Genomic DNA, 17,541 nt, shown 5'->3' on the forward strand with positions numbered 1-17,541 from the left:
GTTTGACTGTTAAAAATGAATCCCCGCCAAGAAAAGGATTTTGGACTTATCTTTCCTATAAGGAATTAGATCAGTATCCTACGCCAGGCTTGCGTTTGTGGCTGATGTTGATCCTTGTTTTTGCATGGACGGTGGAGCAGTTTGAAAAAGCAAAGATGGCTCCCGTGTTGTCGTATATCATGGAGGATTTTGATGTTAGTCTGACCACATGGGGAGTTGTTGCCACCATTGCGACCATTCTTTCTGCCCTTTCTGTCTATATCTTTGGGTATTTTTCAGATCTTTATGGTAGAAAAAAGTTAATGATCTGGCCCATGTTTATCTATGTGTTCCTGGCAATTTTGACCGTGATGGCACAAAACTTTATGACGGTTGCGGTATTTTATGTCCTGGGACTTGTCATCATATCAGGACTCTACCCCGTTGTCGCAGCCGCTTTCCGGGATGTGTCTCCTAGGAGCGGAAGAGCCATTTCCTACTCTTGGCTATCATTAGCATTTGTGCTTGGTTCTCTGACATCCAACGGTGCCGCGTCCATGACAATCCCCATCTGGCCGGGATGGAGGCCGCAATACTGGATCGCTGCTGGAGTAGCATTAATTATGGTTATCATCGTTGGGTTCTTGTATAAAGACTTATCAGAAAAAGTACGCGGTAAGGTCTACAAGGATCAAACAGAAGGCTTAAAAAGCGAAACAGTCAAACAAGAAGTTAGTGTCGAGGAAGCGAAGAAAAGCGGGAATTTGATTTACAAGGATTGGAGAATTTGGTTCCTCAACATGGCGCTATTATTCTGGGGATGCGTCTATGCGTCCATTATGGCCTACGTTCCACTCTACTTCACACAATTTTTTGGAATTGAACCTGCAAGAGCCGCCTCTTTAACAAACGTATTTTGGTTTGTCGCTATTTTCTCTATCTTTTTCGGTGGTTGGCTTTCAGATAAACTGCAATTGAGAAAAATCGTTTCCGCCTTAGGAGCAATCGGGACAGGGGCCATGCTCATTATTTTGTCAGTATTGCCAGCAAATACTTCGGAAACCATCCTTATTCTGATCTGGGGATTGTCTGGTATTACGATGGGCTTCATCTACCCCGCATGGTGTGCCTTGCTTTCAGAAAACGCCGAATCAATCAGTTCATTTGGAGTAGGAAGAGCCTTTGCCATTTCTGGAATATTCAGCGCCGTTGGGGGCGTATTCCTAAACCTGGGACTTCCAGTAATCGTAGAAAACTGGGGCTGGTCCGCATGGATGTTAACATCCGGTTTCTGCTGTTTCGCCGTTGCTTTATTTGTTTCGTTTGGGAGAGGACCTTGGTTCATCCCAAAGCAAAATAAATCGAGTTGAGTGCAGATACTTAGGCCTGGTGTCCTTGAAAAAGGTCATCAGGCTTCATTTTTGCTGCATTAAAAAGCAAAAACATCCCCCTGTGAAACATTACTATTCATGAAACAAGATTATTCGGGTCGTCCCTGTGACATTTCATACATATTTCACATCTATTTTATAAGATAACCAATATGTTAATACTAACTTAAGCAATGTTTAGGAGGAATACATGATGAAACGTATATTTACCGCCACTGCAGCAGCTTTATTGGCCATGTCGATTTCGAACAGCGCATTTGCTCATTCGCATGTTACAGGAACCATTCCAGCAGATGGTGAGGTTGTAACAGAAGAAGTAAATGAGATTGTTCTGAATTTTGACGGTCAAATTGAACAAGGCAGCTTTATCGATGTTACGACGTCAGAAGGACAAGAAGTTGAAATACAAGAAATAATCATTGGTGAGGGCACTTTAACAGGCACAGTAGCTGAGCCCCTGCCAAACGATGAATATGAAGTTAACTGGAATATTATTAGTGCGGATGGCCACCCATTAGAAGGAGGATTCTCCTTTACAGTCAACGCGCCAGTACCTGAAAATGTTGAAGAGGAAACCGTGGAGCCTACAGAAGCAGCCGAGCCAGCGACAGAAGATCAAGAAGAAGCTCCAACCGAAAAGGCGAATGAAGTTGAAGAATCGAATGAAGTCGAAGAAGCAAATAATGCTGAAGAAGCTTCCTCTTCGACGACAGTCTTACTCATCGTTGTTTTAGTTGTCATTGCAGCCGGCAGTTTCTTCTTCGTTCGTAAAAGAAAGAAGTAATCTATGGAAGCAATCGTTATGATAAGTCAGGCACTTTTGTATGTATGCTTTTCGGTCTTAGCAGGAAGTTTTATACTCATGCTGGTCCCGAACAACGTTCGTCCTGAGGTCAAGATTCCAAAGCGCTTATTGTTAATTAGCGCTGGTACCCTGCCCATCTTCGCATTTTTTCCAGTGCTTGATATTACCCTATTTATCGCTCCACGGTTAGGACTTGTGGAATCATTTAAACTTGTGTTGACCACCTATACCGTTGGAACGGCTTGGAACTTTACACTCCTTGGTTCGGTTGTGTTGATACTATTAATCTCCATAGTGAAAGAAACGGAAAAAAGCCGTTTCGCCTATCTAGGGACATTGCTGACACTGGGGTTAATGTTGACCGTTGCTTGGTCGAGCCATGCCGGCAGCATCGATCCAACCATGGGCTTAATCAGCCACTTTCTTCATTTAACAGCGGTAAGTGTTTGGGTGGGAATTTTATTGATGATTGGTTGGTGTGCTGTTAATCATCAACATTGGCTTACATTCTTAAGCTGGTTCTCAGCCGTTGCCATTGGCTGTCTAGCTGCCGCTGTTCTTAGCGGTGTGCTGCTGATGGATGTAATGGTGGATGGGTATATTAGTTCTTGGGTGGGATCATATGGTCAAGGCTTATTAATCAAACATTTATTCCTGGTGCCGCTTCTTTTCTATGCATTAGTGAATGGCGTGATTGTTAAATATAAACTTTCAAAAGATGCGGCATTCAATCCGATCCCTTGGATTCGTGTAGAAGGTTTTATCTTGCTGACTATCTTTATGATTACCGCTGCATTCACGCAACAATCACCACCACATGGAAATAATTTAACGACTGAAGCCATCTCACCTTTGTTCAATCTATTTCACGGCAGCACGATTGAACCCGGCCAATCCATTGGCTTTGTTGTGAACATGTACACCGTAGGATTCTTTTTCCTTTCCATCTTACTGTTTGGCGTACTAATACTATCGTTTTTAAAAAAAGCATCGATACTTCTATCTTTTCTAATAAGCTGCTTCCTAGTATCGAGTATCTACATCATGTTAATGGTCACCATGGTGATTCGCTAACCCAGAATCCATATCCCAATTCGACATTATTCGGGTCGTCCCTGTGACCATTTCACTCATACAGGGAGACGATGTTGAGAAAATTTCACGCTGAACTTCATGGCTTATCTACAGGAGATAACTATAATGCATTATACTTGGTTTGGAGATTTTGAGAGTTGAAGCCACGTTCAAAAATAAAAAGACAACAGCTGTACCATGCGAGCTGTTGTCTATTATTACTCCTGTTGCGAGGAGTAACTTATAAATTAATTCGATTTGCTTTTATCAATCTTTTTCCAAAACTCTTTGGCTATTTGTTGGTATCCTTCTTCGCTTAGATGGATGTCTTCAGGATTTGGCAGATAGGTGTCAGGATCTTTTGCAATAACTTTAGCCGTTGGGACGAAAGTATCTCCATTAATGTCCGTGACTTGTTCAATTGCACCATTCAACGTTTCTAACAGTTGTTCTATCAACGGCTGGTGTCCTGGAAGGATATGAGGCATCGGATTGTAATAACCCATGACATAAACCTTTGCATTTGGATTGATACCCTCGATTTCATTCAAAATTTCTCCTATATTGGCGGTTGTGTTCTCAATAGCTCTATCAATATCTTCAGGAGTTGCTCTTTGAACAAGAAATGCATTAAGGACTGGCAGCACATCGTTTGCACCAATATCGATCGTAATCAACTCAGCTTCCTTTATAGCATCCCTTAAACTCTCATTTTCCATATCTTTCATTAAATCGATTGTTGTGTACCCACCTTTTGCAGAGTCATTATTAAAGTTAATAGTATATTGAGATTGCTCAAAGCGTTGTTTTATATAGTCAGGATAACCCAACCCATCATCTCCATCAGGCGTGATTCCCGCTGCCAATGAATCCCCCATGGCCACATAGTCAATTACCTTTTTTTCCGGCACGTTGGCCAAAGCGGAAAGTGGCAATGTTAATAAAGCCCCCACCATTATTAAACTCTTAAACTGTTTACCTATTTTCATCATATCCCCTCCATAACTAATCATTCCAATTTAATAATAACATTTTTTTCAAAAAGCGTTCTTAATAATGAACAAATTTTAAAAATTAATTTTCCTATTAAATATCGGGACGGTTCTTCTATTTCTATAGTCTCTATTAATAACGGTTATTACTGATAACCATATCAAATTAATGTTTCTAGAGTTCAGAAAAAAGCCCTGCAAAGATTTCTCTCCGCAAGGCTACTAATACTTTATTTGTAAGGAATTAGGAAAACGAAAGAACCGTCCCCTAGTATCCCCATCACCGCTTTTCATAATAAGCAAGTATTCCATTATAAATGGCGTCTGCAAATAAACTGCGTTGTTCTGCGAGCTTTTTGGCATCATCAGAATTACTAATGAACCCTAATTCAACGAGTACGCTTGGCATTTTCGTTTGAGTTATCACTAGAAATTCTGCATCTTTCACTCCACGATCCCTTGTTCCTAAAAGAGAGACAATTTGCTGTTGGATTTCAGCTGCTAACTTTTTACCTTCTGCACTTTGTGGGTTCTTGGAGGAATCGTAATAGGTTTCGGTTCCATGTGCGGTTGATGGGCCGGCATTAGCATGAACACTTACAAAAATATCTGCACCATTTTGGTTTGCAATTTTTACCCGATCATTAAGAGATGGATAGACATCAGAACTTCGAGTCAAAATTACCTTAGCGCCTGTGTCCTTCATTTTTTGCTCAAGCAGATTGACAACTTCAAACACAATGTCCTTCTCGTACATACCATGTCCAATTGCCCCTGGATCTTTCCCTCCATGTCCTGCATCAAGAACAATAACCTGGTTCTCAAGATTAATAGCTTCAGATGTAGTACTGCCGATATTAAGATAACTAGCACTTACATACCCTACTTGATCGTTATATAGAATTCTTGCCCAGCCCCCATCGACAAAGGTTATATTTACGATATTTCCAAAAGATAATTGGCCAATTACACGGGAATTGGTTGAAGATCCTGAACGAACATTTAAGATATCTGCCGTTACGGTCGCTGTTTTAGCTGATTGAGTGGGCTTTGTTTCTAGATTTGGCTGTTTATCCGTTGAAGGAATTTTACGGTAACTCGTATTTAGTGTTCGAGTTAGAAATGTTGCAAATTCTGAACGTTTAATATGCTTTCCGGGGTTAAATTGGTTACCCGATCCTGTGGTGATGCCAAGTTGATACAGAGTGCTGACATATGGTCTAAATTCATGATTAATATAAACATCTGTAAAAGGTTCTACTTCATTGTTTTCAACGGTCAATCCAAATGCTTTTACAATAATTTTCGCCATTTGACTGCGTTTTAATGGTTCATCCGGCGCAAAGGTACCATCTTTTTTTCCATCAAAAATGTTTAATTGAACAGCCTTTTGAATCCAGCCCGCTGCCCAATGTCCTTTTGATACATCTGAAAATACCCTTTCAGAAACACGTGCTTCGTTTGCACCTTTGGCCAATACAATCATTTTCGCTGCCTGCGCTCTCGTTACCGTCCGTTCTGGAGCAAAATAAGAGCCTTTTGAATTTTGATATCCGTTTATGATTGAACGGCTGCTTAAATAACGAATTTCCTGGCTTGCCCAATAAGAAGAAGGGATATCATAAAAATTTGCAGATGCAGCATTTACCTTTGATTCTTTATAAGGTACAGCAATAATTAATGTACATAGTATAAAAAACAATCCGACTTTATAAAATTTAGATCTATTTTTCATATTCCCCCATACTTCCTTCTAGGTATTTTTTCATTACTAGACTATCAAAATTATATCATTATAACTAGTTTCTTTTAGAAAAATAAACTAGGTATAATTGACTGTTTATCTAGTTTTAACAGTATTAACTACTGTCAGTCCTAAAAAACCCCTAATTAACTTCCTACTAACGCATTTTCTATGTAAATTATCTTACTCTAAGAACAATTAACCATTTTCCAGATTCACAGACATATAGTGATCGTTATTGTCGAATGCTCTACTGAAAATAAATTTCAGGAGGAATACAACGAATGAAGAACGGAAAACTCAAGAAGTCTATTATTAGCGGCACAGTAGCGACATCACTTATTTTATCTTTAGCAGTACCAGGCGCATTTGCAGATGAGGTGCCAACAGAACAACCTGCTACAGAAGAGACAGCAGCCGAAGCAGCTGTTAAAAATGATAATAATCTTGAAGATGTATCTAAAAATGATACTACGACCGAAGAAGAATCTAACGAAGATACGCAAGAAGATGAGCCATCTTTAGTACCTGGAGATTTCTTCTATTTTGTAAAAATTATGATGGAAAAAATAAGACTTGCTGTCACAATGGATGATTATAAAGAAGCTCGTCTTTTAGCAGATTTTGCAGAACAACGTATAGCTGAAGCAAATGCTTTATTTGCTGAAGGTAAATCTGAGGAAGCAGAAGAGCTGCTTAAGGAAGCCATTGATACTCAGGTAGAAGCTGCTGAAAATCTAGCTCAATCACTAGAGACATCTGAGGAGAAAGAAGCTGCCGATGCGGAAGCAGATGAAGGAACAGAACAAACAGAGGAAAAATCTGATGAATTAGCTTCAGAAGATGATGCTGCAGCGGAAGATACTGATGAATTAGCTTCAAAAGAAGAGGCGGCAACAGAAGATACTGAAGCAGATGTTGTAGAAGTTAAGCTTGCGAATAACATCGACGCATTAACGGCTGCATTATCGCATGTGAAAAATCCTACAGCACAAAAAGCATTAATGAAGAATATTCAAAAGTCTTTTGCTAAATTAGATAAAAAACTTGCAAAGTTGGAGAGAAAAGCTGAGAAATTTGCTGCCGAAGAGAATGAAGATGCTGAGGAAATTGGATTAGAACCAATTAATGAAACAGCAGTAGATCAAGAGACTGAAGAAACAACTGTATCTGATTCTATTGAAGATGAATCTACTGAAGACGTTCAAAAAGCAGCTGTAGCTCCGATTGTTGTTGAAAAGAAACAAAATGCTGCAGAAAATAAGCTAGCAGCTCAAGTGAAAAAAGAAGAAAAGCAGCAAAAAGCTAAAGAAAACAAGCAAAACGCACAAAACAAGAACAATGAAAAGAAGAATAATAATGCAAACAAAGGCAACGGACAAAAGAATAGTAATGAAAATAAAGGAAACGGCAACGGAAACGGTAAAAACTAAGTAAATACTGTGACAGACTATAGTAAGGGTGAAGCCATGAGGAAACATGGGGACGGTTCGAGGCTACTGAAAATGTCTATCTATTTCCACCATGGCACTTGATTTTTTCCCAGTTTTAACCACAATAGCCTAAGAATTGTTATTTCCGTTTAATTTATCGGGCGATTTATGCGGAGCGAGGGTCACAGACACTCTTTTTTGACTGGGCACTTTTATTTGAAGGAGCTATTTGTTCCAAGGAGAACCGAGGACACAGTATAAAAAAAAATGAGGCTGGGACAAAACCCTCCTCTGAGATGAAAAAGCCGGTGAAATTTTACGACGCGTAAAATTTCACCGGCTTTAATTATTTTTTAAATAAAAATAAGGACCACTTCTGATAAAATAAAGTTACCACACAAAATCTTACCGAAAGAAGGGTCCTTCTGTTTAAGAATTATATCATGAATCAATTATTTTGCCTTTAGATTTAAAAGTGAAATTACAAAAAAATGAATTGCCTTCCATGTCCATCATTTAGTTGGAGTATTCCTCAAGAAGCATTTGAACCATTTCTGCGAAATGAGGGCTGTCCTGCCTATCATCCACGCATGATGCTTAAAATTATCTTATGTGACTACTCGCAATCTATTTTCTCAGGACGCAAAATTGAAGCACTATTAAAAGACAGTATCCGTATGATGTGGCTCGCTCAAGGGTATGAACCCAACTACCGCACAATTAACCGATTTCGTGTTCAACCAGAAGTGAAAGATTTAATTCGCCAATGTTTCGTCCAATTCCGTTGCCAGTTGATCGAAGAAAAACTTATCGATTAAGAAGCGATTTTTATCGATGGTACTAAGATTGATGCGAATGCGAATAAATTTACGTTCGTATGAAAGAAATCGATTGAGAAATATCATCAAAGTTTAATTGAAAAGTCGAACCAGCTATACAACGAGCTGCTTGAGAATCAAATCATACCTGAAATGGAACGAGAATGCGATGAACAGTTATCATTGGAAGAGCTGACTCAATTAGTTCAAAAAGTGGACGATGTCGTAACCAACTATGATAAACAAATTGAAGCATCATTAGATGTTCTAGAACGAAAAGCATTAAGAAGTGAACGCAAATACCCGAAACAAGTGCGGAAGCAGTTGTTGGATTTTGTCGGGATGCGACATTTATGCGAATGAAAGATGATTATATGAAAAATGGGCAATTGAAAGCGGGTTACAATGTGCAAATCGCAACGGAAGGTCAATATGCCCTTGCCTATAGCTTATTCTCAAACCCAACAGATACAAAAACGTTAATTCCATTTCTAGATGAAATCGAACAGCATTATTTTGAGATATCGAAACATATTGTCGCAGATGCAGGTTATGGTAGTGAACAAAACTATAATGATGTCCTTTCGAACAGAAAACGAGAAGCACTTATACGTATAACATGTATTTCAAGGAACAGAAAAAAAAGTACAAACAAAATACCTTCAATCCCGACAACTGGCAGTATGATGAAGCAAACGATACATATATATGCCCTAATCAGAAACTTCTTAAATTTCAATACCGTTCTGTACGCACTGATCGTACAGGATTCCATCGGGAGTTCAAAATTTATGAGTGTGAAGACTGTTCGGGATGCCCATTCCGTTCATCATGTACAAAAGCAAAAGAAGGCAACAATCGAAAATTAATGGTGAATGAAAACTGGGAAAGCAAAAAGAATATGTAAGAGCGAAGCTTTCAGAAGAGAAAACAAGTGCCATTTATCGAAAACGTAAAATCGGTGTGGAACCAGTTTTTGGATTCTTGAAGGCTAATTTGCGTTTCACTCGATTTTCAATACGAGGAAAATCGAAGGTAGAAAACGAAATGGGCCTAGCGTTAATGGCAGTGAATTTAAGAAAATTAACTGCCATTAACTAAAGTAATAGAAGAATTTACACGTAAAAATAGAAAAAGGTGAATTTGAGTGTGCTCAAATTCACCTTTTTTACTATTTGAAGCTAGTTATGTCCCAGCCTCGTTTTAATACCTTTCACCTAAAATCCTATTTGGATGGCACCTGACATCCTATGCTTCGAAGCGTTTCATCGATCCAGGATCGATCTAGGCATTCCTTTTCGATGTCTTCGAAGATTTTCACTTCCTTATTGACGGTTTCAATGGACTTTTGGAACAGTTCCTCTGCCAGCTCTTTTGGGACCACCGCAATCCCGTCCTGATCACCGACAATAATATCGCCAGGATTCACAATCACACCCCCGCACGATATTGGAACATTAATCTCTCCTGGTCCAGTTTTATGAGGTCCCCTCGGACTAACCCCCTTTGCAAAAACACTAAAGTCTAACTCGCGAATGCTATCAACATCTCGAATCGCCCCATCCACAACGAACCCAGCAATTTTCTTTTTCATCGCATACCTAACCATAACTTCCCCACAAACCGCATTCGTACAATCTCCCTGTACATCAACCACAATCACATCTCCCGGTTTTGCCAAATCCAACGCCTTATGAAAAAATAAATTATCGGCTGTATTCGACTTCACTGTTACAGCTGTTCCTACTAAATTAAATTGATTATAGGGGGTCAATTCACTATCCATTGCATAAAATCTTCCCATATTATCAGCAATAATTGATGTTGGCATACCTCTAAACTTGTTTACAAGTTCCAGATCGGCTCGCTCTATCTCTTCAATGATTCGATATCCTACCTTTGGCATCTCCTTACCTCCTGCTTCAGTTATTATAGTGCCACTTCTTCCTCTTTTTTCTTCTTTCTATAATTTAAGATAATCGGTGATAAGATAGATAATAAAATCATGATGATCAACACAACACTTATTGGTCTTTGAAATAAATATAATAGAAAATCACCCTTTGCCATGACCATCGCTCTTCTCAATCCACCCTCAGCAAGCGGTCCAAGTATAATGGCAAGGACAACTGGAGCAGGATGAAACCCTGTTTTCTTCATTAAATAACCCACAACCCCAAAGAACACCATGACATAAACGTCAAACATACTATTATTAATCGCATACGATCCTACTAATGAAAAAACAATAATCACAGGAATTAATATCGAAAATGATATATTTGTTACTTTTACAATATGCTTCGCTGCCAGCAATCCAATAATCCCCATAAGCAGATTTGCAAAAATAAGCCCTACAATAACGGAATATGTAGTTGTCGCATGTACGGTAAAAAGGTCACGCCCTGGAACCAATCCCTGAATCATAAGTCCCCCTAATAAGACCGCTGTCACCGCACTACCAGGAATACCCAAAACCAACAACGGAATTAGAGCTCCACCCGTTACCGCATTATTAGCCGCTTCCGGTGCTGCGACCCCTTCGATGCATCCCTTTCCAAACTTTTCTGGATTTTTAGATAGTTTTTTTGCTTCATTATATCCTACCCACGAACCGATATCTCCGCCGGCTCCCGGTAGCATTCCCACGAATAGCCCAATCACAGATGACAATGTGATAGTGGGACCAATTTTCTTTAGGCTTGTCCAAGACGGCAACACTTTTCCATCTACTTTATTAATCTGGTTCCGCTTAGCGTCCCTTATTGCTTCCATTTGCGAAAGCACTTGAGAAATGGAGAATAATCCTATCATGGCAGGTACGAGAGAGATACCCGATTCAAGCTCTGATATACCAAAGGTGAACCTTGGAAATCCTGTTAAAATATCCGTACCAATTAAACCAATTAATAATCCAAACACACCTGATAGTAGTCCTTTTACCACTGAATCAGACGCTAAGCTTGAAATAATCGTCAATCCAAAAATAGCAATTAAAAAATATTCCGGTTCACTAAACTTCAAAGACACTAATGATAGTGGAGGTGCTAAAAATAATAATACAAGGGCACTGAATACTCCACCAATCATCGATGAAATCGTTGAAATTCCAATGGCTTCAAGGCCCCGTCCCTGCTTTGTCATTTCATACCCATCCAAAGCAGTTGCTGCGGATGATGGTGTTCCGGGCGTATGTAGCAAAATAGCAGAAATCGACCCCCCGTACATCGCAGAAGTATAGAGTCCAGTTAGCATCACAAGCCCTGCAATCGTTCCCATACTAAAAGTTAACGGGAGCAATAAGGCAACAGCCATCGTAGCACTTAACCCAGGCAAAGCTCCTACAACCATTCCGCCCACCACCCCTATCAATAAGGCGACAATGACCTCTAGAGTGAACAACTGTGCAAAAACACTTGAGAGAATCTCTATGTTCATGAAATAACCTCCAATCCTAAAAAACTATAAATCTAAAAAAATTAAGGTAATGGGACATTCAACTGATAAACAAACAAGACATATAAAAAGGCATCCAATAAAACTGCAGTTAAGACTACTTTCTTGAATGATTTTTCTTTAAACACCACCATGAAAACAACGACAAACATAGTAGTGGCGATAAAGAATCCAATCAAATTGATGAGTATGACGTAAACAATTAGTAATCCCAATGCCTTTGATGGGTCTTTTAAGTTTTTCATACTAAAGCTAGATTCTTTAGATTGTTCCCTTTTATTCTTAAAACTTTGGAAAAACAAGATGACTCCTAACACTCCAAACAAAATAATCAAATATTTTGGAAAGAACGCACTCTGTTCCGGCAGATCATTCGTTAAGAAATACAGGAATGCAGACAATATAATTACGATAATGCCTATAAAATCATCCAATTTCAAACTCATGTCATCCCTCCTTTAAAAAGAAGGTGAAATAACAACTTACGTCCTATTCCACCCATGATTACAAAGCTATCATTACCAGCCTAGAACATCTTTAATTCCAATAATGGATGCTTCATCTTCTTCTAAGAAGGTTCTATATTCTTCTCCATTGACTGGATACACCTTATATCCTAAATCTTCAATCTTCTTCACTTGTTCTTCGTTTTCAAGTGCTTTGACAAACGCTTCTTTAACAATCGAAACTTTCTCGGCATCTACACCCGCAGGGAAGGCAATCCCTCTCGCGGAGAATGAATAAATATCTGGATATCCGCTTTCTTCTAATGTCGGAACATCTGGGATGAACTCACTTCTTTCAGGTGCCAATACAGCAAGAATTTTGATTTCACCATTCTCATAAGCTGTTTTCGCCCCACCTACATTATCAAACAATACATCAACATGACCACCTAATACCGATGCTAACATTTCATTACTTCCAGCCTGGTGGACAGCAACGAAATTCGTTCCAGCAGTTTGATTAATGCGAAGTTGAGAAATATGGTCATCCCCAGCGTATCCTGTTGTTGTTGCCGTCACTTCATTTTCTTTCGCATACTCAATTAATTCATCAATATTATTAAACCTTTCGTCATCCGCTTTCACAGCGATAATGCCATAGTCCATAACATGGTTTGCGATAGGCTCAAAGTCATTTAAGCTGTTATCTCTATTAAACTCTGGATTCAAATACCCAGTCATCAAGTTAGGTGTATTTATGTAACCGATGGTATACCCGTCCTTTTCTGCATTTAACAATTCAGTCCAGCCAGTCCAGCCGCCACCGCCTGGTTTGTTAATGACGTTAATTGGAACACCTAATTCCTCCTCCACATAAGGGACAAGGATCCTTGCAGCAATATCTGTATTTCCACCTGCAGAATATGCTATTATTAAATTAATGGGTTTATTGGGATAGGTCTCTGATTTAGCTGCACTATCTGTGCTCTCATTACTTGTTTCCTCTGAACCACATCCAACTGCAAGAACAAGTATAAGCGCTAACATGATAAATCCCGAAAGCATTTTCTTAAACATATTCACCACTCCTATTATCGTAATATTCTTTCTAGTTATCATTATAAGTATAACTATTTTCACAGGACATATTTACTTTACCAATAGCATTATTTACGCACCAATAACCTTATAGCCTGACGAGTCGCACTATTTGCAAACGCATTCAATATTTTTAAAATTTGACATATTCATTATATCCGGTAGTTTTTACTCAAGTTGTCAAAATACAACTTAAGAAAGGGATGGGCATTTTGAATGGATTAATTGAAAACTCAAAAATTGTTGCCTTAATTATCTTAATGACCTATCCATTAATAAAGCACCCCAGCCTACAGAGGGCTATTCTAAGAGTAGCCTCAACAGAAGAAAAAATATTTCTTGGTATATATTTTGGTGCACTATCGATCATTGGTGCTTTAACCGGTGTTACGGTCTTTAATGGAATCGGTATTCAAAGTCACTTAATCGGACCGATTGTGGGTGGCATGATTGGTGGACCGGTTGTTGGAATGGTTGCTGGGGCGATTGGTGGTCTTTATAGGCTGTGGATGAATAATCCAACGAGCCTGGCAGACTTCATATCATTGATTGCTACTGGTCTTGCAGGTTCACTCTTTTATCTGACTAATCGTCGAAAAGGTTTTAATTTACTTAAAATCTATTTATATACTCTTGCGTGTGAAGCCTTCTCTATTTTAATGATCTACATATTAATCGAGCCACATATTATTGCAGAGGTCTATTATTCTATGATTGGGATAAATATGTTAATCATTAACCCAGTTGGTGTGATGCTTCTAGTGTCACTGATTAAGGATATTCAATATAATCAAAACCTTGTTGGGGCGAATTATGCGGAGAAATCATTAGAAATTGCCAAGCACACACTAGACATTTTGAAGGACGGCTTCCATGAAGACTCTGCTACCAAGGTAGCAAAATTTATTAATCACTATATTGATGGAGTAATAGGTGTAGAAATAGAAAACAAATACACCTTCCATGTTTTTGAAGGTGACGTAAGCTGCAGCAATCTCTTTGATCAACCTTTTTCCTATAAAAGCTTGAATCGCCAAACATATGAGATGATAAGCGAAAATGATCTTTCTGTCATTCGTTCACCATTGATAATTAATAAGACTTTTATCGGGTATATCGGATTTTACAAATGGACAAGCCATATTGTTCCAACCGATATTAAGATGATAGAAGGGATTACGGGACTCTTAAGCTTGCAAATCCAAAATACATACTTGGTTGAACAAGAAAAACTATTAATTGAGACTGAATATAAAGCGCTCAAAGCACAAGTTAATCCACATTTTCTATATAACACGCTAAACGCTATCAAAACAATGATTCGAATTGATACCACGAAAGCTCAAGGTTTGATTATTAAACTCGGAGATTTTTATCGAAGAAGTTTAAGTGAACATGGAGATATTATTCCATTCATTGAGGAATTGAAGGCGATCAAAGTCTATTGGGACATTCAGCAAGCACGGTTTGGCAATCGAATCGAACTTGACATTCATATTGATGAAGAATTATATAATCTTCCTATTCCAACGTTTATCGTTCAACCATTAGTAGAAAATGCTATCATTCATGGCTTCACGAATACAGATGAATATCATCATTTAAGGATTAAGATTTATGGAAAAGTAATTGATGAACAGATCCATATTGATGTAATGGATAATGGAAAAGGCTTTCATGAGGAGATTATTGATTGCACGAACAATCTAAAGAAGGCAAAAAATGTCGGTATCGGTCTAAACAATATCAATCGCCGATTAAAAAGCATTTATAAAAATCAACACACCTTTAGGATCTCAAATACAAAGGATGGAGCAAAAGTTTCCATTGTCATTCCAGTAGCTAAAGGAGGATTAGAGGAAAATGAGCATCAAAGTATTGCTCGCTGACGATGAAGAACATGTTAGACAAGAACTTGAGCATATCATTAATCAAAATGAACATTTTCAAATAGAAGGATTAGCTGCTACAGGAACAGAGGCTTTACAATTGTTAACCACGTTAAAACCAGATGCCGTGTTCCTGGATATTGAAATGCCTGGGTTAACTGGCATTGAAATTGGAAACATTATTAACCAAATGAAGGAACCGCCCATTATTGTGTATGTGACAGCCTATGAAAATTATGCCTTAGAGGCTTTTAAAGTCAATGCACTAGGCTATATTTTGAAACCCATTTCTTCAGAGGATGTCTTATCTAAAATCGGTCTTATTCAACAATTATTAATTAAATCACCTCCTGAAAATCAAATACACGAGCAGAAATCCCAAAGCGAGATTATCACATACAAGGATCAAAACAAGTTTCATATATTTGAACAAAGGGATATTATTCTTGCTTATGCCAAAGACCGTTCTGTCTATCTGAGAGTAAAGGGGAAGGATTATCTTTACAATCAGACCTTAACAACACTGGAGAGCAAATTAAATGCAGCTGATTTTTTCCGATGTCATCGAAACTATCTCATTAACATTCGTGAAATTAATGAAATCACCTCCTGGTTCAACGGAACCTACCTGGTGACCATGAAAAACGCAGAAGACCTAAATATTATTGTTAGTCGAACCCGAATGAAGGAATTCAAGCAAAAGATTAACTTGTGAACATGGGCGATTCCTTGATTCTGTTTTTTTTACTGGCTTATAAACATCGGGACGGTTCTCCTGTTTCTATACTTTTCAAACCTCGGGTAAACATCTGTTTCTATAACCTTTTCTAATAATGGGGAATACTTGAAATTAAGTTTATCAGATTGATGTTTCCATGGTTCATAAAAAAGCCTTGCAAAGATTTCTCTCTGGCTACTAAATCCTATTTAATTAATCGGTCGGACTTTAGGCCGCAAGAACCGACATATTTCGGGTCGTCACAGTGACTGCGGTTTAGCATGTGAAAAATCCTACAGCTCAAAAAGCATTAATGAAGAACATTCAAAAGTCTTTTGCTAAATTAGATAAAAAACTTGCAAAGTTGGAGAGAAAAGCTGAGAAATTTGCTGCTAAAGAAAACGAAGAAACTGAGGAAATTGGATTAGAACCAATTAAAGAAACAACAGTAGAGCAAGAGACTGAAGAAACAACTGTATATGATTCTATTGAAGATGAATCTACTGAAGACGTTCAACAAGAAGCTGTAGCTCCAATTTTTGTTGAAAAGAAACAAAATGCTGCAGAAAATAAGCTAGCAGCTCAAGTGAAAAAAGAAGAAAAGCAGCAAAAAGCTAAAGAAAACAAGCAAAACGCACAAAACAAGAACAATGAAAAGAAGAATCATAATGAAAACAAAGGCAACGGACAAAAGAATAATAATGAAAATAAAGGCAATGGAAACGGTAACGGAAACGGTAAAAACTAAGTAAATAGTTTAACAGACATAGTAAGGGTGAAGCCATAATGGTTTCATCCTTTTTCTATTTGGTTTTCCCTAGCTTAGAAATATTATTGCAATATAAATGCCATGAATGTAACCCATTTAATACCTCCCTGTTCTTTTTCTCAGAAAAATCTATGATACGATTTATTTAATATTATCGGACAAAGAACATGGAGGATTTAAGAATGATTAAAAAAATGATATCGATTATAGCAGTTGGTTTACTCTCAGTCTCAGTTAGTGCTAATGTACAAGCTGCAACCATTACCGTACAAAAAGGAGATACCCTTTGGGGGCTGGCACAAGCAAATAATACATCTGTAGGGAATATCCAAAAGTTGAATAAACTTACTACAGACCTCATTCACCCCGGTGATGAGCTGGCACTTGCACCGAAAAAGCAATATACCGTTAAGCAAGGTGACACATTATGGGGCGTAGCTAGGGATTATCAGGTAACCGTCTCACAAATTAAAAGTTGGAACGGACTAGAAACTGATATCATCCACCCAGGAACAACTCTAGTAATCTTTGAAGGTACAAAAACTACTGTAACCGTAAATTCAAAGCAGTCAGCAGCACCGGCTCCAAAGGAAAGTGCACCAACTGCCCCAACAACAAGTAATGCAACTGCAAAGGAAATTACAGTAGAAGCGACAGCCTATACGGCTACTTGTGAAGGATGTTCTGGTATCACTTCTACCGGAATTAACCTAAAAGAAAATCCGGATCAAAAGGTCATCTCAGTTGACCCGTCCGTTATACCGCTAGGCAGTAAAGTTTATGTAGAAGGCTATGGCGAAGCAATCGCCGGAGATACTGGTGGAGCCATTAAAGGGAATAAAATTGATGTGTTTATCCCATCTAAGCAAGAAGCTATTAATTTTGGTGTAAAAAAGTTAAAAGTAACGATATTAGACTAAGATGTAAGA

Annotated in this window: 14 protein-coding genes and 1 pseudogene; 9 read left to right on the forward strand and 6 right to left on the reverse strand. The window is 38.4% G+C overall.

All coding sequences use genetic code 11. The features are described 5' to 3' along the window. The first annotated feature begins 2 nt into the window (after nucleotides 1-2). The 3 genes from CZ487_RS24010 to CZ487_RS24020 all read left to right on the forward strand — a co-directional run bounded on the left by CZ487_RS24010 (nucleotide 3) and on the right by CZ487_RS24020 (nucleotide 3,249). Nucleotides 3-1,349 carry an MFS transporter gene (locus CZ487_RS24010; protein ID WP_077214890.1) on the forward strand — a complete coding sequence of 449 codons (1,347 nt, stop codon included), beginning with the start codon at nucleotides 3-5 and terminating at the stop codon, nucleotides 1,347-1,349. A gap of 211 nt (nucleotides 1,350-1,560) precedes the next feature. Next, entirely contained in the window at nucleotides 1,561-2,154 is a 594-nt protein-coding gene (locus tag CZ487_RS24015) for a copper resistance CopC family protein (protein ID WP_084783367.1), read from the forward strand. Between the two features lie 3 nt (nucleotides 2,155-2,157). Further along, complete coding sequence (locus CZ487_RS24020) at nucleotides 2,158-3,249, forward strand: copper resistance D family protein (RefSeq protein ID WP_077214892.1); 1,092 nt, start codon at nucleotides 2,158-2,160, stop codon at nucleotides 3,247-3,249. Nucleotides 3,250-3,497: 248 nt separating this feature from the next. On the opposite strand, the gene CZ487_RS24025 is transcribed toward CZ487_RS24020, so the two are convergent. Both CZ487_RS24025 and CZ487_RS24030 read right to left on the reverse strand, forming a co-directional pair. Next, nucleotides 3,498-4,241 (reverse strand): SGNH/GDSL hydrolase family protein, encoded by a 744-nt coding sequence (locus tag CZ487_RS24025; RefSeq protein ID WP_237562938.1) that lies wholly within the window; start codon nucleotides 4,239-4,241, stop codon nucleotides 3,498-3,500. Nucleotides 4,242-4,521: 280 nt separating this feature from the next. Next, nucleotides 4,522-5,976, reverse strand: a complete 1,455-nt coding sequence (locus CZ487_RS24030; RefSeq protein ID WP_077214894.1) for an N-acetylmuramoyl-L-alanine amidase — start codon at nucleotides 5,974-5,976, stop codon at nucleotides 4,522-4,524. A 293-nt stretch (nucleotides 5,977-6,269) separates the two neighbouring features. Between CZ487_RS24030 and CZ487_RS24035 the strand changes: the two genes are divergently transcribed. Both CZ487_RS24035 and CZ487_RS24040 read left to right on the forward strand, forming a co-directional pair. Continuing rightward, entirely contained in the window at nucleotides 6,270-7,418 is a 1,149-nt protein-coding gene (locus CZ487_RS24035) for a DUF5667 domain-containing protein (RefSeq protein WP_077214895.1), read from the forward strand. A gap of 425 nt (nucleotides 7,419-7,843) precedes the next feature. After that, a pseudogene (locus CZ487_RS24040) lies at nucleotides 7,844-9,337 on the forward strand (IS1182 family transposase). A 124-nt stretch (nucleotides 9,338-9,461) separates the two neighbouring features. Here CZ487_RS24040 and CZ487_RS24045 read toward each other — a convergent pair. From CZ487_RS24045 to CZ487_RS24060, 4 genes are all read right to left on the reverse strand, one after another. Further along, nucleotides 9,462-10,142, reverse strand: a complete 681-nt coding sequence (locus tag CZ487_RS24045) for an RraA family protein (RefSeq protein WP_077214896.1) — start codon at nucleotides 10,140-10,142, stop codon at nucleotides 9,462-9,464. Between the two features lie 23 nt (nucleotides 10,143-10,165). Next, the gene (locus tag CZ487_RS24050; protein WP_077214897.1) at nucleotides 10,166-11,674 is read right to left on the reverse strand and encodes a tripartite tricarboxylate transporter permease; all 1,509 of its coding nucleotides are present in this window, start codon (nucleotides 11,672-11,674) and stop codon (nucleotides 10,166-10,168) included. A gap of 41 nt (nucleotides 11,675-11,715) precedes the next feature. After that, complete coding sequence (locus CZ487_RS24055) at nucleotides 11,716-12,138, reverse strand: tripartite tricarboxylate transporter TctB family protein (RefSeq protein WP_077214898.1); 423 nt, start codon at nucleotides 12,136-12,138, stop codon at nucleotides 11,716-11,718. Between the two features lie 72 nt (nucleotides 12,139-12,210). After that, on the reverse strand, nucleotides 12,211-13,215 hold the full coding sequence (locus CZ487_RS24060; protein ID WP_077214899.1) for a tripartite tricarboxylate transporter substrate binding protein: 1,005 nt from the start codon (nucleotides 13,213-13,215) through the stop codon (nucleotides 12,211-12,213). A 233-nt stretch (nucleotides 13,216-13,448) separates the two neighbouring features. Here CZ487_RS24060 and CZ487_RS24065 point away from each other — a divergent pair, with 233 nt between their 5' ends. From CZ487_RS24065 to CZ487_RS24080, 4 genes are all read left to right on the forward strand, one after another. Beyond that, the gene (locus CZ487_RS24065) at nucleotides 13,449-15,125 is read left to right on the forward strand and encodes a LytS/YhcK type 5TM receptor domain-containing protein (protein ID WP_077214900.1); all 1,677 of its coding nucleotides are present in this window, start codon (nucleotides 13,449-13,451) and stop codon (nucleotides 15,123-15,125) included. Beyond that, the gene (locus tag CZ487_RS24070; RefSeq protein WP_077214901.1) at nucleotides 15,100-15,840 is read left to right on the forward strand and encodes a LytR/AlgR family response regulator transcription factor; all 741 of its coding nucleotides are present in this window, start codon (nucleotides 15,100-15,102) and stop codon (nucleotides 15,838-15,840) included. Before CZ487_RS24065 ends, CZ487_RS24070 begins: the two co-directional genes overlap by 26 nt. Before the next feature lie 286 nt (nucleotides 15,841-16,126). Beyond that, nucleotides 16,127-16,591 carry a hypothetical protein gene (locus CZ487_RS24075; protein ID WP_077214902.1) on the forward strand — a complete coding sequence of 155 codons (465 nt, stop codon included), beginning with the start codon at nucleotides 16,127-16,129 and terminating at the stop codon, nucleotides 16,589-16,591. A gap of 203 nt (nucleotides 16,592-16,794) precedes the next feature. Next, nucleotides 16,795-17,532: a LysM peptidoglycan-binding and 3D domain-containing protein gene (locus CZ487_RS24080; protein ID WP_077214903.1), complete on the forward strand. Its 738-nt coding sequence runs from the start codon at nucleotides 16,795-16,797 to the stop codon at nucleotides 17,530-17,532. Nucleotides 17,533-17,541 lie beyond the last annotated feature (9 nt).

This window comes from Robertmurraya dakarensis, assembly GCF_900156875.1.
In the GTDB taxonomy this organism is placed as follows: domain Bacteria; phylum Bacillota; class Bacilli; order Bacillales; family Cytobacillaceae; genus Robertmurraya; species Robertmurraya dakarensis.

Bases quoted from the DNA above. Each gene is read 5' to 3' on its own strand.
- CZ487_RS24080 (WP_077214903.1), top strand. From the start codon at position 16,795: ATGATTAAAAAAATGATATCGATTATAGCAGTTGGTTTACTCTCAGTC.
- CZ487_RS24070 (WP_077214901.1), top strand. From the start codon at position 15,100: ATGAGCATCAAAGTATTGCTCGCTGACGATGAAGAACATGTTAGACAA.
- CZ487_RS24020 (WP_077214892.1), top strand. From the start codon at position 2,158: ATGGAAGCAATCGTTATGATAAGTCAGGCACTTTTGTATGTATGCTTT.
- CZ487_RS24025 (WP_237562938.1), bottom strand. From the start codon at position 4,241: ATGATGAAAATAGGTAAACAGTTTAAGAGTTTAATAATGGTGGGGGCT.
- CZ487_RS24050 (WP_077214897.1), bottom strand. From the start codon at position 11,674: ATGAACATAGAGATTCTCTCAAGTGTTTTTGCACAGTTGTTCACTCTA.
- CZ487_RS24055 (WP_077214898.1), bottom strand. From the start codon at position 12,138: ATGAGTTTGAAATTGGATGATTTTATAGGCATTATCGTAATTATATTG.
- CZ487_RS24060 (WP_077214899.1), bottom strand. From the start codon at position 13,215: ATGTTTAAGAAAATGCTTTCGGGATTTATCATGTTAGCGCTTATACTT.
- CZ487_RS24030 (WP_077214894.1), bottom strand. From the start codon at position 5,976: ATGAAAAATAGATCTAAATTTTATAAAGTCGGATTGTTTTTTATACTA.
- CZ487_RS24045 (WP_077214896.1), bottom strand. From the start codon at position 10,142: ATGCCAAAGGTAGGATATCGAATCATTGAAGAGATAGAGCGAGCCGAT.
- CZ487_RS24015 (WP_084783367.1), top strand. From the start codon at position 1,561: ATGATGAAACGTATATTTACCGCCACTGCAGCAGCTTTATTGGCCATG.
- CZ487_RS24035 (WP_077214895.1), top strand. From the start codon at position 6,270: ATGAAGAACGGAAAACTCAAGAAGTCTATTATTAGCGGCACAGTAGCG.